This window comes from Ruegeria sp. CDSB013 (assembly GCF_059611165.1).
This window is the reverse complement of sequence record NZ_JBXWPA010000022.1, coordinates 33907-47023: the sequence shown is the minus strand read 5'-3', so window position 1 is coordinate 47023 and position 13117 is coordinate 33907. Positions and strand designations below refer to the sequence as shown.

General features: G+C 56.3%; 12 protein-coding genes, 1 tRNA gene and 1 pseudogene. 6 read left to right on the top strand and 8 right to left on the bottom strand.

Features of this window, described 5'->3' with window-relative positions; all coding sequences use genetic code 11:
• Positions 1-229: 229 nt before the first annotated feature.
• The gene (msrQ, locus tag AC2FJF_RS23460; RefSeq protein WP_496727429.1) at positions 230-844 is read right to left on the bottom strand and encodes a protein-methionine-sulfoxide reductase heme-binding subunit MsrQ; all 615 of its coding nucleotides are present in this window, start codon (positions 842-844) and stop codon (positions 230-232) included.
• Positions 845-848: 4 nt separating this feature from the next.
• Complete coding sequence (msrP, locus tag AC2FJF_RS23455; RefSeq protein ID WP_282171008.1) at positions 849-1751, bottom strand: protein-methionine-sulfoxide reductase catalytic subunit MsrP; 903 nt, start codon at positions 1749-1751, stop codon at positions 849-851.
• A gap of 336 nt (positions 1752-2087) precedes the next feature.
• Between msrP and AC2FJF_RS23450 the strand changes: the two genes are divergently transcribed.
• Entirely contained in the window at positions 2088-2903 is an 816-nt protein-coding gene (locus tag AC2FJF_RS23450; RefSeq protein WP_496727428.1) for a cyclase family protein, read from the top strand.
• Positions 2904-3033: 130 nt separating this feature from the next.
• Positions 3034-3960 carry a class I SAM-dependent methyltransferase gene (locus AC2FJF_RS23445; protein WP_496727427.1) on the top strand — a complete coding sequence of 309 codons (927 nt, stop codon included), beginning with the start codon at positions 3034-3036 and terminating at the stop codon, positions 3958-3960.
• Positions 3961-4023: 63 nt separating this feature from the next.
• Here AC2FJF_RS23445 and clpB read toward each other — a convergent pair whose 3' ends face one another.
• Positions 4024-6642, bottom strand: a complete 2619-nt coding sequence (gene clpB, locus AC2FJF_RS23440; protein WP_496727426.1) for an ATP-dependent chaperone ClpB — start codon at positions 6640-6642, stop codon at positions 4024-4026.
• Between the two features lie 127 nt (positions 6643-6769).
• Positions 6770-7090 carry a hypothetical protein gene (locus AC2FJF_RS23435; RefSeq protein ID WP_170564848.1) on the bottom strand — a complete coding sequence of 107 codons (321 nt, stop codon included), beginning with the start codon at positions 7088-7090 and terminating at the stop codon, positions 6770-6772.
• 148 nt (positions 7091-7238) lie between these two features.
• On the opposite strand from AC2FJF_RS23435, the gene pyrF reads away from it, so the two are divergent.
• Positions 7239-7958, top strand: coding sequence for an orotidine-5'-phosphate decarboxylase (pyrF, locus tag AC2FJF_RS23430; RefSeq protein ID WP_496727425.1), 720 nt, complete (start codon positions 7239-7241; stop codon positions 7956-7958).
• 308 nt (positions 7959-8266) lie between these two features.
• On the opposite strand, the gene AC2FJF_RS23425 is transcribed toward pyrF, so the two are convergent.
• Positions 8267-8674, bottom strand: a complete 408-nt coding sequence (locus tag AC2FJF_RS23425) for an NUDIX domain-containing protein (RefSeq protein ID WP_496727424.1) — start codon at positions 8672-8674, stop codon at positions 8267-8269.
• An 88-nt stretch (positions 8675-8762) separates the two neighbouring features.
• Between AC2FJF_RS23425 and AC2FJF_RS23420 the strand changes: the two genes are divergently transcribed.
• On the top strand, positions 8763-10016 hold the full coding sequence (locus tag AC2FJF_RS23420; RefSeq protein ID WP_496727423.1) for a DNA polymerase IV: 1254 nt from the start codon (positions 8763-8765) through the stop codon (positions 10014-10016).
• 2 nt (positions 10017-10018) lie between these two features.
• Here AC2FJF_RS23420 and AC2FJF_RS23415 read toward each other — a convergent pair whose 3' ends face one another.
• Entirely contained in the window at positions 10019-10879 is an 861-nt protein-coding gene (locus AC2FJF_RS23415) for an N-formylglutamate amidohydrolase (RefSeq protein WP_496727422.1), read from the bottom strand.
• Positions 10880-11028: 149 nt separating this feature from the next.
• On the opposite strand from AC2FJF_RS23415, the gene AC2FJF_RS23410 reads away from it, so the two are divergent.
• Positions 11029-11103, top strand: a tRNA-Val gene (locus AC2FJF_RS23410).
• 93 nt (positions 11104-11196) lie between these two features.
• A complete protein-coding gene (gene ykgO / locus AC2FJF_RS23405) occupies positions 11197-11322 on the top strand; it encodes a type B 50S ribosomal protein L36 (RefSeq protein ID WP_005648635.1) in 126 nt (41 codons plus the stop codon).
• 172 nt (positions 11323-11494) lie between these two features.
• On the opposite strand, the gene AC2FJF_RS23400 is transcribed toward ykgO, so the two are convergent.
• Entirely contained in the window at positions 11495-12526 is a 1032-nt protein-coding gene (locus tag AC2FJF_RS23400; protein ID WP_496727421.1) for a hypothetical protein, read from the bottom strand.
• A gap of 232 nt (positions 12527-12758) precedes the next feature.
• Positions 12759-12907, bottom strand: a pseudogene (locus tag AC2FJF_RS23395) (integrase); the annotation flags it as partial.
• Positions 12908-13117 lie beyond the last annotated feature (210 nt).

Here is a 13117-nt window from a genome sequence, read left to right as displayed (position 1 = left end):
CGACCCGTCAGCACCGCCTCAGCAGCGCCGGTGAAGGGGGTTCTAAGTATAACCGCATAAGTCCGCAAGCAGAAAATTCGATAAACTTGTAAAAAACCGAAAAGTCACATTTTATTGCTCAAAACCAATAAGTTATACGATAATAACCATTCCAACAAAAGCGGTCGTCAGAGCAACCGGCAGCGAATCTGGAGCTTTGGACAGAGTTACCCACAGACTCGACACCGAGTCAGGCGGAATCGGCCGGGCGAAACCGAGTCAGCAGGCCAGAAACCGGAATGCGCAGCAGAATCAGGCTAACGATCAGAGACAGGTAGACCAGCGGTTCGATCTGAAATCCCTTGGCAAGCATAACATAGTGCAGCCCGCCCAGAATCGCCGCAGGTAAGACAAGCCTCTGCAGGCTGCGCCACCGGGGCCCCAATTTGCGTACCGACAGATTGTTTGACGTCACCGCCAACGGGATCATCATGACAAACGCTGCCATGCCAACTGTTATATAAGGGCGCTTCACAATATCCGCCCAAATCTGACTGGGCAGCTGCACGTCCAGCACTAGCCACACCAAAAGATGCAGGCTGACATAGGCAAAGGTCAGCACGCCCAGCGCCCGGCGAAACTTGAGCAGGTTCAGCCCAAAGAATCGCCGCAGCGGCGATATTGCCAACACGACGATCAACAGCTGAAGCGCAAGTTCGCCGTACCGGTGTTCCAACGCCTCAATCGGATCCACGCCCAGACCGCCGGTCAGCCCCTGGTAAAACAGCCAGGGCGCCGGAAGCACCCCCAGCAAGTAGACCAGCCACACCGGAATGCGGCGCAATATCTGATTCAGCGTCTGCATGGTCTTAGTAGAATTCCTTCAGATCCATACCGTCGTAAAGTCCGCTGACCTCTTCTTCGTAACCGTTGAACATCAGCGTCGGGATACGCTTGGCAAAGAGACCGCCGCCAATCTGACGTTCCGAGGCCTGCGACCAGCGCGGATGATCCACGTTGGGGTTCACGTTACTATAGAAGCCATACTCGCGCGGGGCAGACATGTTCCAACTGGTGGGCGGCTCGACATCCGAAACGGTGATGCGAACAATAGACTTGATAGACTTGAAACCGTACTTCCACGGCACCACCAGACGCAGCGGCGCGCCATTTTGGTTCGGGATAGGTTTGTCGTAGATACCAGTCGCCATAATAGTCAGCGGGTGCATCGCCTCATCCAGGCGCAAGCCTTCCCGGTATGGCCATTCGAGGATCGGGAACTGAACGCCCGGCATCTCATCGGGTCGGTATGCCGTTTCAAAGGCCACATACTTGGCACCTTCTTGTACGCCAGCCATATTCAGAAGGTCCGCCAGTTCAAAGCCATTCCACGGGACGACCATCGACCAGGCCTCGACACAGCGGAATCTGTAGATACGCTCTTCGACCGTCATTTCGGACATGATGTCCTTGAAGTCATATTCACCCGGCTTGTCGACCAGACCGTCGATCGTGACGCTCCAGGGTTCGGTCACCAGGGTATGCGCATATCTTGCGGGATCTTCCTTGCGGGTCCCGAATTCGTAGTAGTTATTGTACGAGGTGATCTCTTCCCAGGTGTTGGGTTCAAGTGCTTCCTGCGCCGCTGCCGGTCTGGCCAGCCCCGCCAATCCTACACCCGCCAGGCCGGCCATCACCTGCCGCCGGTTCAAAAACGCCGCCTGTGGCGTGACGTCGGCATGTGTCAGTGTATTGGTCCAGCGATGCGCCATTTAAGTCTCCTTGGTAAGCTAGCCTGAGATTCCAGATAATCCGCTGATACCACACCGCCAAGGCAACATGCGTCACGATTGGGAGACGAGACTGTAACGATTCACGCTAAGTCCATACCAAATCACATCAGACATCCCCGAGGGCGAATTGCGCCAAAACCGTTAGCACCTGTCACGCCAAGTTGAACTCGCAACGCCCAATTCAGGCGGAATACCCGGACCTTCAATCTTTACAACTGCTTCACGCAACTTGCAGTCTTGTAGCCAGGATTGGCCAACAGGCCCTTAGATCCGCTGTCCACCCGATTGTCGGGCAAGACTAAAGGGAGAAGACGAATGTGTGACATCTGCGTGATGAACGCGGTCAAAGACCGTATGCTTTCTAGAAGAGGGTTCTTCAAAGCTGCCGCTGCCTCCGGTGTGGCTGTTGCCGCAACTGGCACCAGTGCATCGTTCGCCCTCGCCGCTGGTGAGGGTAAGGTCGAGGATATGACCCATACGATCAGTGCCGATTTCCCAACCTATTTTGGCGAACCGGGGTACGCGTCCGAACAGGTTTTCAATTTTGGCGAACACGGCTTTAACCTGCAGCGCCTGACAGTCAATGAACACACAGGCACACATATCGACGCGCCGCTGCACTTTTCAGCGGATGGTGCTTCGGTGGACGAAATCCCCGTGTCCGATCTTGTGGCACCGCTTTGCGTTGTCGACATTGCCGCCCGCGCAGCCGAGGATGTCGATACGCTGCTGACACCAGATGACCTGAAGGCATGGATGTCTGCCAACGGAGACATTCCGGATGGCGCTTGCGTGGCCTTGTATTCCGGTTGGGCCGCCAAAGCTGACAGCGACGCGTATCGCGGTTTCGACGGTCAGGCACAACATTACCCGGGTTTCCACCCCGAAGCCGCAATGATGCTGATCGAAGAGACCGGTGCACGCTCGATCGCATCCGACACGCTGTCCCTGGACCACGGCATATCGACCGACTTCGCCACCCATTATGCTTGGCTGCCCACGGGCCGTTTCGGGATTGAGAATATCGCGGGACTGGATCGCGTACCGGCGGCTGGCGCAACGCTGGTGATCGGTGCGCCAAAACATGCCGGTGGCACCGGCGGGCCTGCGCGCATTTTTGCAATGGTTTGAACGAAGTGGCCCGCCTGCTGGCGGGCCTTATCTCCAAAAGACTGGCGACTTTGACCGGATAATCTGAACTCTGCCAATTGGTAGGGTATTCAGGCTACGTTGTCATACAGACAATTGAAGCGAGCTTTTCATGTTTTATGTTCCGCAAAGTGCCATTCCCGGGCTAAGCCGCACCGCCCTTGGGGTTTGCGCTTTTTGCGCCTTGGTAAACCGTAACCCAACATACCGACGCGTATTCTACGACCCATTTGCCGAGCAGCTGTTTCGCAACGGTTCTACCGAGGGGCCCGAGGTCCTGGACCAAGCTACCGACTGGGAAACCGTACTCAAGTTCGCCGATGACCGTTCAGTGGCACGCCGCCTCGTCGCGTCGGTTCTTTGGCGTAAGACTTTCATGCAAAACCGCGCGCTTACTGCAATCAAGAATGGTGCGCGTCAGATCGTAGTACTTGGCGCGGGCCTAGATACGCTGGGTCTGAGGTTGTCCAACAGTCACAGCCACATTCCAGTTTTCGAGGTTGACCGCCCCGAGACTATCGAAGCCAAGCGATCATTGGTCAGTTCAAATTTTGGCGTTCCACCAAACGTTCGATATACGGCGGTTGATTTCTCTCGTGAGACAACGCTCGATAAGTTGCAGTCGCTCGGTTACGACCATGAACTGGGCACGGTCTTTATTGCTGAGGTTTCGCTAGAATATGTAGCACCGCCCGAAGTTGCAGATGTCTACACAATGGTCCTGTCGAATGGTTCAAATGAAACGCGTTTTCTGACGACATACGCGTCAACCGCTGCAGCGTCGCAAGCGCAAAAGGAAGTCGACAGTATCGGAAATGCGGTGGCCGGAGTCGGCGAACCCTTTCGTTTCAACATCTCTCCCACTGAGGTCAGCGCCTACGCGTCTGAACAAGGGTTTTCTGTGCTTGAGCACATATTTGGGCGCAGAGGGACCGAAAAATACTTGAGCGAATTGGGGCTGGGTCCAGAGACGATGGATTTCCCTATGGATTCTTTGGACGCCTCGTCTTTCTCACTTGTTCAACTGCGACCCACTTGAACAAGTTGCTTTTGAAGTGACTTAAAAAAGAAGGCCCGCCGGAGTGGCGGGCCTTTGTTTGGTTTAATGCACCACGGCATCATCCGGACGGGGCCGCTCTGACGTACCCAGCCGGTCGCCGATAATCAGACCGTCTGAGCCTGCGGTCACAGGGACGGTCTCACCATCCTTGATCTCACCGGCAAGCAGAGCCTCGGCCAGCGGGTTTTGCAAGGCACGCTGGATAACGCGTTTCAGCGGGCGTGCACCGAAGACCGGGTCATAGCCCTCGTCGGCAAGCCATTCCTTGGCGCCGCCGTCCAAGACCAGCTCGATCTTGCGGGCGGCCAGACGTTTCTGCAGACGAGCCATCTGGATATCGACAATACCATCCATATCGGCCCGCTTTAGGCGATCAAAGATGATCGTTTCGTCCAGACGGTTCAGGAACTCAGGCCGGAAATGCGCCCGGACCGCGTCCATCACGTCACGCTTGGCCTGCGCACTGTCGGCACCTTCTGGCAACTGGCTGAGCGCCTGAGACCCAAGGTTCGACGTCAGGATGATCAGCGTCTGCTTGAAGTCCACGGTGCGGCCCTGACCGTCGGTCAGAACGCCGTCATCGAGAACCTGCAGCAAGACGTTGAACACATCCGGGTGCGCCTTTTCGACCTCATCGAACAGCACGACCTGATAGGGCCGGCGCCGCACGGCTTCGGTCAGCACACCGCCTTCGTCATAACCGACATAGCCCGGAGGGGCACCGATCAGGCGGGCGACTGCGTGTTTCTCCATGAACTCGGACATGTCGATGCGCACCATCGCGTTGTCGTCGTCGAACAGGAAGTTCGCCACGGCCTTGGTCAGTTCGGTTTTCCCCACGCCGGTCGGGCCGAGGAAAAGGAACGAGCCCAGCGGACGGCCCTCATCGTTCAGGCCCGCTCGCGCGCGGCGCACGGCGTTTGCCACGGCGGTCACCGCCGCATCCTGACCGATCACGCGCGAATGCAGATCGTCTTCCATCCGCAGCAGCTTCTCGCGCTCACCTTCCAGCATTTTCGAGGTCGGAATACCGGTCCAGCGTTCGACAACGCTAGCGATCTGTTCCGGACGCACCGTTTCCTCCGCCATCATCTGGCTGCTTTCGGCGTTCTCAACCTCGGTCAGCTTTTTCTCAAGCTCGGGAATGACGCCGTAAGACAACTCACCCGCCTTGGCGAGGTTGCCTTCACGCTTTGCAATTTCCAGATCAGCACGCGCTTTGTCGAGCTGTTCTTTCAGATCACGCGCGCCAGCCAGCTTGTCACGTTCAGCTTGCCATTGGGCGGTCATCTCGGCGGATTGCTCCTGCAGGTCGGCCAGATCCTTTTGCAAGGCTTCCAGACGATCCTTCGAGGCCGCGTCGTCCTCAAGCTTCAGCGCTTCTTCCTCGATCTGCATCTGCAGGATCTGACGATCCAGCTGATCGAGTTCTTCGGGCTTGGAATCCACCTCCATCCGCAACCGAGACGCCGCCTCATCGACAAGGTCGATGGCTTTGTCGGGCAGGAAACGGTCGGTGATATAGCGATGCGACAAGGTCGCGGCCGACACCAGCGCCGAGTCCGAGATACGCACGCCATGGTGCAGCTCGTACTTTTCCTTGATGCCGCGCAGGATGCTGATCGTGTCCTCGACGGTCGGTTCAGCCACAACAACAGGCTGGAACCGGCGGGCAAGAGCTGCATCCTTCTCCACGTATTTGCGATACTCATCCAAAGTGGTCGCGCCAATACAATGCAGCTCGCCCCGGGCAAGCGCAGGCTTGATCAGGTTGGCGGCATCCATTGCACCGTCGGATTTACCGGCACCAACCAGCGTGTGCATCTCGTCGATGAACAGAATGATCTCACCGGCGGCCTCAGTGACCTCGGTCAGAACGGCCTTGAGGCGTTCTTCGAACTCACCACGGTATTTCGCACCGGCGATCAGCGCACCCATGTCGAGCGCGAGCAGCTTCTTGTCTTTCAGCGATTCCGGCACGTCACCGTTGACGATGCGCAGGGCCATACCCTCGGCAATCGCGGTTTTACCCACACCAGGCTCCCCGATTAGAACCGGGTTATTCTTGGTCCGGCGCGACAGAACCTGCATCGAGCGACGGATTTCCTCATCCCGCCCAATGATTGGGTCGATCTTGCCCTCAGCCGCAGCCTCGGTCAGGTCACGCGCGTATTTTTTGAGGGCGTCATAGCCCTCTTCCGCCGACGCAGTGTCAGCGGTGCGGCCTTTACGGATGTCGTTGATCGCTTCGTTCAGCTTTTGCGCAGATACGGCACCGGATTCCAAAGCCTCTTTGGCTTTGGACTTCACCATGCACAGCGCCATCAGAACGCGTTCGACCGGCACAAAACTGTCGCCCGCCTTAGTGGCAATCTTTTCAGCTTCGGCAAAAACCTTGGCGGTCTGGCCATCCATGTAAATCTGGCTCGCGTCGCCGCTGACCTTCGGAATTTTTGACAGCGCGGCGTCCAGTGCTTCGACCACGCGGGTTGGCGCGCCGCCGGCGCGTGTGATCAGGTTGCTGGCCAGCCCCTGATCGTCATCCATCAATGCTTTCAAAAGATGTTCGGGCATCAATCTCTGGTGCCCCTCGCGCAGTGCAATCGTCTGCGCCGCCTGCACGAATCCCCGTGCCCGCTCGGTGAACTTGTTCAAGTCCATAGTATTCTCCTTTTCCTAAGCGCCCTGAATGTGATGCGCCCGCTTGGCGGCACGCGTCGGTCTGGGCCTCACATTCAATCTGGGAAATATCTTTGCCCGTTCAAGAGGCTGGAGCGCAGATTCAGACTTATCGTCGGGGCACGGTGTAGACAGTATATCCGCCCGTCTGTGCGACCTCGCGTGCAGGGTACATTTCCACCAATGATTGTGCGGCGTCGCTGCCCGTCGGGCAGGAAACAAGGTCTGCTGCATCATCCAGAAAATTGACTGTAAATGACGTCTCGCCGGTCAATTGGCAATCATCGTCGGTTGAGCGATATCCCCCCACCAGACGCAAATTGTCATTTGTCGGGGATTTGATGACCGTATCCGCGGCCTCATTTTCCAATGGCATATCCTGACATCCCATCAGAGCCAGAAGTATCCCAACACTAAATACCTGTTTCATAGTCCCCCCATCGAAAAATTCTTATGAATGACCGGCACCATATCACAGTCCGGCCAAAGCTGCGTGATCTGGATCACGCGCGCGCTGCATGGACACGGCGGCCCGAAACCGCTAGGACGCAGACGTTTGCCAAAAAGGAGCCCGCACCATGTCCGATGATCGCTTGATCGTAGCCCTAGATGTTCCCAATGCCCTTCAGGGTCTGGCCATGGCAGAACAGCTGGGCGACAGCGTTTCCTTTTACAAGATCGGGCTGGGGATGCTGACCGGTGGCGGGTTGGCATTGGCCGATGAACTGAAACAGGAACACGGCAAGCGCATCTTTTTGGACATGAAGCTGTTCGATATCGGCAACACCGTCGAAAACGCCGTTCGCGGGCTGGCGCAATTCGATCTGGATTTCCTGACGGTGCATGGTGATCCGCATGTGGTTCGGGCCGCGAAAGAAGGGGCCGCTGGCAAAGACCTCAAGATTTTGGCCGTTACCATCCTGACCTCGCTGAACCGCGACGACCTGGATGCCAGCCTTCTGAAAGAGGGCGAAGTGCAGGATCTGGTTGTCGAACGCGCTGCACGCGCGCTTGAGTCTGGTGCCGACGGCGTCATCGCCAGCCCGCAAGAAGCCGCGCTAATCCGTGCCCTGCCCCAGGCCGAAGGTCGTCTGATCGTGACCCCGGGCGTCCGCCCCGCAGGTGCCGCGCTTGGCGATCAGAAACGAGTTGCTACACCCGCAAATGCCGTCGCAGATGGCGTGGACCACATCGTCGTGGGCCGACCTGTCTATCAGGCCGACGACCCTAAAGCTGCTGCCGAGGCAATCCTTGCCGAATTGTCCTCACCGCAGGCAAAAGCACCGAACAGGGCTTAACTCTCGACGCATTGCAGGCTAAAATTTTTTAGGGCTTGATGCCGGGTGGTCGCGTCCGCGCAGACAATTTCTTACGGTTTCTGCGGCTCAAGCAGTTGACCCAACGTCACTTTTTGCCAATTCCGCGCCAAATCGTCCCTGTGCCCCAAAACACACATGAAATATGCGAGTTTTCGTTGTGTGACCTGGGTCCTATCTAAATCCCGAAATTTGCGCGATTCTGGGGACGTGATACTCCCCGCGGACCATCTCTTCCTGAGGTCCGTCACCTCCCCCCGCCAATCGCGGGGGGTCTTCTTCCGAAAACCTCACATATCAAAAGACGGCCTACCTTGGGCCAAGTAGTCACGTAGGCGGATCGCGAAATTCGGCACCGCCAACGCATTCTCAAGGTAAATATCCGGCGACATCAAACGCCATCCTTGCCCCTCATCGCCAAACCTGATCAGGTTGACGTCGCTGGGTGGCCGGTGTGCTGCGAAGAACCAGTTTTGCCCATACATGCGCGACCAGACAAAATCAGCCTTGGCGAGGTGCAGCCCGACTTCTTCCAGTGTTTCGCGCCTGACGCATTGCAGCGGCGTCTCTGACCCTTCGCGCCCTCCGCCGGGAAAGTCGAAATGGCCCGGGAATGGAATGTCCTTCTTGTCGTCCCTTTGAATGACCAAAAGGTCTGGTCCAAGAAACAGCGCGACCTTCGCCCCCGTGAACTGCATGAGCGCTTTCTCTTTGTTGCCCAACCGGATAAATTTTAGCCAGTAACGCCTGATATGACAAAGCGCATAAAACTGAGATGTAAATGTAATGCCCGCTTTATGCCGCGACTGCTTTTCGATTCTGGAACAGGAAGCGCGCTGCCCTTCCTGCGGCAGCCCGCGGATCAAGACGCACCCCGAGCTGTTCGACCTGTCCATCGCGCATATGGATTGCGACGCATTCTATGCCTCGGTTGAAAAGCGGGACAATCCCGATCTGGCCGACAAACCGGTGATCATCGGAGGCGGCAAACGCGGTGTTGTGTCAACCGCGTGTTATGTGGCGCGTATTCGGGGTGTCCGCTCTGCGATGCCGATGTTCAAAGCCCTGCAACTGTGCCCGGACGCCGTGGTCATCAAGCCTCGCATGTCGGTCTACGCCGAGGTGTCACGACAGATCAGAGCCATGATGGACGAATTGACCCCTGTGATCGAACCACTGTCACTGGACGAAGCATTCATGGATCTGTCCGGTACGCAGCGGCTGCATGGCGCGCCACCGGCAGCCATGCTGGCAAGACTGGTTAAGCGGATGAAGGACGAGTTGGGCGTAACAGGCTCAATCGGTCTGTCGCACAACAAGTTTCTGGCCAAAGTCGCCTCGGATCTGGACAAGCCGCGTGGGTTTTCAGTGATTGGAAAAGCTGAGACCGCCGAGTTTCTGCACGATAAACCAGTGCGCCTGATCTGGGGTATCGGCCCGGCGGCACAGGAATCGTTGGATCGTGCCGGCATCCGCGCCTTCTCGGATTTATTACGCTGGGATCAGGAGGCACTGACAGCCCGGTTCGGATCAATGGGTTATCGGCTATGGCATCTGGCGCGCGGTCAGGACAAACGGCGCGTGTCTTCGCACGAGCCAATGAAGTCGATCAGCAACGAAACCACGTTTTTCGAGGATACAGCCAGCCTGGACATCCTTGACGGGCATCTGTGGCGCATGTCCGAAAAAGTTGCGGATCGCGCCAAAGCCAAAGGGCTGGCCGGACGGGTCGTAACCCTGAAACTTAAACAAGCAAACCACAAGGTCATCACCCGACGTGTCTCGTTGCGGGACGCCACTCAGATCGCGGACCGCATCTACCGCACCGCACGTGGGCTATTCGATCAGGTCGGCGACAAAGGGCCATATCGTCTGTTGGGTTGCGGAATATCCGATCTGTGCCCTGATGATCAGGCGGACATCTCGGGAGACCTTTTGGATCCCGACGCGTCCAGGCGGTCTCAGGCGGAACGCGCTACGGATGAAATCCGGCGCAGATTCGGGACGGATGCGATTGTCAAAGGCCGGGCTTTGCGCTGAGGTTACTCAGCCGCCAGACGCAACGGATCGCGGCCAATACCCGAAATTTCCCGTATGACCTGCCGCAATACGTCCTGAAACGCCGCGAAATTGCCGTTCGGCGCGATTTTGACCTCATCCATATACAGAGAGCGGTCGATCTCAATCTGGATAGCGTGCTGATTGCGCCCGGGCCGCCCGTAGGTCTGCGTAACGTAAGCGCCGGCGAAGGGCGCGTTGCGCGCGACAACCAGACCCGCCGAGGCAAACGCGCATTCGATCCGGTCCACAATCTCGGCCGAAGCCGAAGCGCCAAACCTGTCACCCAACACGATCTGCGGGCGCTGGGACGTGGTCGTGCTGGCCACCGAAACCGCTTCATGCGGCATCGAATGGCAATCAATCAAAATGGCCTGACCAAAAGCGGCGTGCGATTCGGCCAGCAGCGACTTGAGACGCGCATGATAAGGACGCCAGCAGGTGTCGATGCGCAAACGCGCCTCATCCATCGTTAGCTTCCCGCGGTAGATCGCGCGCCCATTGGCGACAACCCTGGGAATCACGCCCAGCCCCGAAGCGACACGCGGGTTATGGCCGTGGCGGCGCGCGCCCTGGATCAGGGCCGGGTCCAGCTCCTCAGCACTGCGATTAAGATCCAGATAGGCTCTTGATTTTGTTGCAGATATCAGGGGTGCACCATGGTCAGTCGCTGCAGAAAACAACTGATCCACGAATGCATCTTCCGAAGATCGAATCACATTCTGGCTCAAAACTGTCCGGTTCAGCATCGCTTCGGGGTAGTTCCGGCCACTGTGAGGAGAAGAAAATACAACGCAAGACGTGCGCTTGACGGGCATATCCAATACGTAAGCAGCGTTCTTCATGGTGACTCCTTGTTCGCATTGAACATAGACCGGAAAATAGTTCTACCAAACCCCTTGAACCCCTTTGCGACTCCTTTTATAGACCCCGCTACCGGCGCGGGGTTCCGCGCCCCATTTCGTTATGGGGCAGGGCAACGCAAAGGTTAAGTGGGCGGTTAGCTCAGCGGTAGAGCACTTCGTTGACATCGAAGGGGTCACAAGTTCGATCCTTGTACCGCCCACCATCTATTCACTGTTTCGGGTCTGACCCGGGACACCCGCAAACCCAGGCGCTGGCCACGTCCTTGATGAAGGCGCCGCAGATTGGAGACAGACCCATGAAGGTCAAGAACTCGCTCCGCTCGCTCAAGAACCGGCACCGTGATTGCCGTGTTGTGCGTCGCAAAGGCCGCGTCTACGTGATCAACAAGACGCAGCGCAAGTTCAAAGCTCGCCAGGGCTAAGAACTGCACTCTACCAAATATTAAAGCCGCGCTTTCGAGCGCGGCTTTTTTTGTTTGCGGTGTTAATGTCTGCTATGCGGACGAAGCAGACCTTTGTTGTATTTGCATCAATGTCTGCTCAACACGCGTTCGCCTAAAAAACGAAGCAACGTCGTCGGCACACTTGGAACGATCATTGTTGGATTACGCTCGCCCAGATTACACTCGCATATTCCAACATGGTTGTTGCCTGCGATTTCATTTCAGAAGGCTCAAACCTATCAAGATAGACAGCGGCAATCACATCAGCAGCAACGCTAAACTTGACACGGCAATAGCGACTAAGGTGAGGATTGCTCAGTATGCTTTCATCGCGGCGGGCATTGCATTCAATTGCAATAGGATTGCCAACATAATCTGTCCCGAGGCTATCTGTATCAGTACCTAACCAGTTTTCCTCCTGGAATTGCCGCAAATTGCCTTCAGCCACAGGCGAGAATACCACCCTATGCCTTGGCCTCCCCAGGCACCAGATGCTCTCAGAAAGCGCCACCCTTGTTTCACACCACCTCTGAAGTTCGGACTGTTGCAAACATGCGTTCAGTGGCGCGGTGGGACCGTCACATGTGCTATGCACGGGGATCAGCTCAATTTCAGTAAAACTGACTTCGCCCACCCCATATGCAACCATGTCTTGCAGTGTGTCTCCACTGCGCCAAAATTTCGTGTAGCAGGGCTGATCTCCCCTACACGAATGAATGGTCTCAAGCTGTGGACTTGCGGGAAAACGAATCTCTTCGTCACCGATTTGCCCAGCAAGCTCGCCAGCCTGGAAAGCAGCCAAGTCATCCCGGCGCTGCTGTTCATCTATGTGTTGGTTCCACCATAAAAACAGAATTGCCAAAGAAGGGCCGACCAACGAGATTACCCGGACGGCATGGGCGGAAATCGTCAGGCCTCGGTTTGCAAGGTCATTTGCAACTGCTGAAGTGACAAGGCCAATTCCAAGCGCGAGTATGGGAAAAAGAAGAAAAAGTGGTATGGCACCAAAAATAAGGCCACCCATCTTTATGCCGCTTATCAAAACAAAAAAGGCAACCGTAGTAAGCAGAGAGATAACGGTTAGCCTAACACCAATTCTCTTGGTTTTCGCGGCATCATTGCCTCGTCGTGTTACCCCGAAAATCCAAGCCAAAAGGTAGAAAAAATAGTAAACGTAAATCAAAGGAGTGAATCCATCCTTCGGTCAGATCTTGCCAAGTTTCTGTTCGAAATTATGCTTAGCATGGCACTTATTCGAGTGAGCTTCAACAAAAGTGCAGAGCTCAACAGATTTCACCGAAGCAGACCTTTATGCACTGCGCAGCATCGGACATTATGGGCTCAAAACGGCCCAATGACGCACAGAAGATAAAGAACCGTTCTGGAATGGCGGAGCCGCTCGCCGACTGTTGCCAGATGCTCAACGCGCCCTCCAGTTCAATGCCTGGGTAGCGCCCCGGCTGTCGACTTTCGTGTGACCCAGCAAAAGCTGCACAGCGCGAAGGATTCCGGTCTTGCGTTAGATTTTTGAGGCTTTCGCCCGTCGGAGTGAACGCGTGCTGTAAGAACCGATCCAAAGCTGAGCGAAGTTGGGGCGGTCGAATCGATGTCACGATTGCTCCTACATCGGCGTCGAGCCCAGACTTTTTGACGCTGCGGCATACACGAGTGCCCGAGCAAGGTATCAAAGCTGACCCACGTGCGCAGGTGTTTTCAAGTACTCGATTAAGAAGATCGAGAGGCACAATTGAATGCCTCCCGACTATTGTTTGTT

What these genes read in the sequence shown, in the direction of transcription:
- AC2FJF_RS23425 (WP_496727424.1), bottom strand. Translation starts at nt 8,674, where the DNA reads ATGCAGTTCACGGGGGCGAAGGTCGCGCTGTTTCTTGGACCAGACCTT.
- clpB (WP_496727426.1), bottom strand. Translation starts at nt 6,642, where the DNA reads ATGGACTTGAACAAGTTCACCGAGCGGGCACGGGGATTCGTGCAGGCG.
- AC2FJF_RS23445 (WP_496727427.1), top strand. Translation starts at nt 3,034, where the DNA reads ATGTTTTATGTTCCGCAAAGTGCCATTCCCGGGCTAAGCCGCACCGCC.
- ykgO (WP_005648635.1), top strand. Translation starts at nt 11,197, where the DNA reads ATGAAGGTCAAGAACTCGCTCCGCTCGCTCAAGAACCGGCACCGTGAT.
- AC2FJF_RS23415 (WP_496727422.1), bottom strand. Translation starts at nt 10,879, where the DNA reads ATGAAGAACGCTGCTTACGTATTGGATATGCCCGTCAAGCGCACGTCT.
- AC2FJF_RS23420 (WP_496727423.1), top strand. Translation starts at nt 8,763, where the DNA reads ATGCCCGCTTTATGCCGCGACTGCTTTTCGATTCTGGAACAGGAAGCG.
- AC2FJF_RS23435 (WP_170564848.1), bottom strand. Translation starts at nt 7,090, where the DNA reads ATGAAACAGGTATTTAGTGTTGGGATACTTCTGGCTCTGATGGGATGT.
- msrP (WP_282171008.1), bottom strand. Translation starts at nt 1,751, where the DNA reads ATGGCGCATCGCTGGACCAATACACTGACACATGCCGACGTCACGCCA.
- pyrF (WP_496727425.1), top strand. Translation starts at nt 7,239, where the DNA reads ATGTCCGATGATCGCTTGATCGTAGCCCTAGATGTTCCCAATGCCCTT.
- AC2FJF_RS23450 (WP_496727428.1), top strand. Translation starts at nt 2,088, where the DNA reads ATGTGTGACATCTGCGTGATGAACGCGGTCAAAGACCGTATGCTTTCT.
- msrQ (WP_496727429.1), bottom strand. Translation starts at nt 844, where the DNA reads ATGCAGACGCTGAATCAGATATTGCGCCGCATTCCGGTGTGGCTGGTC.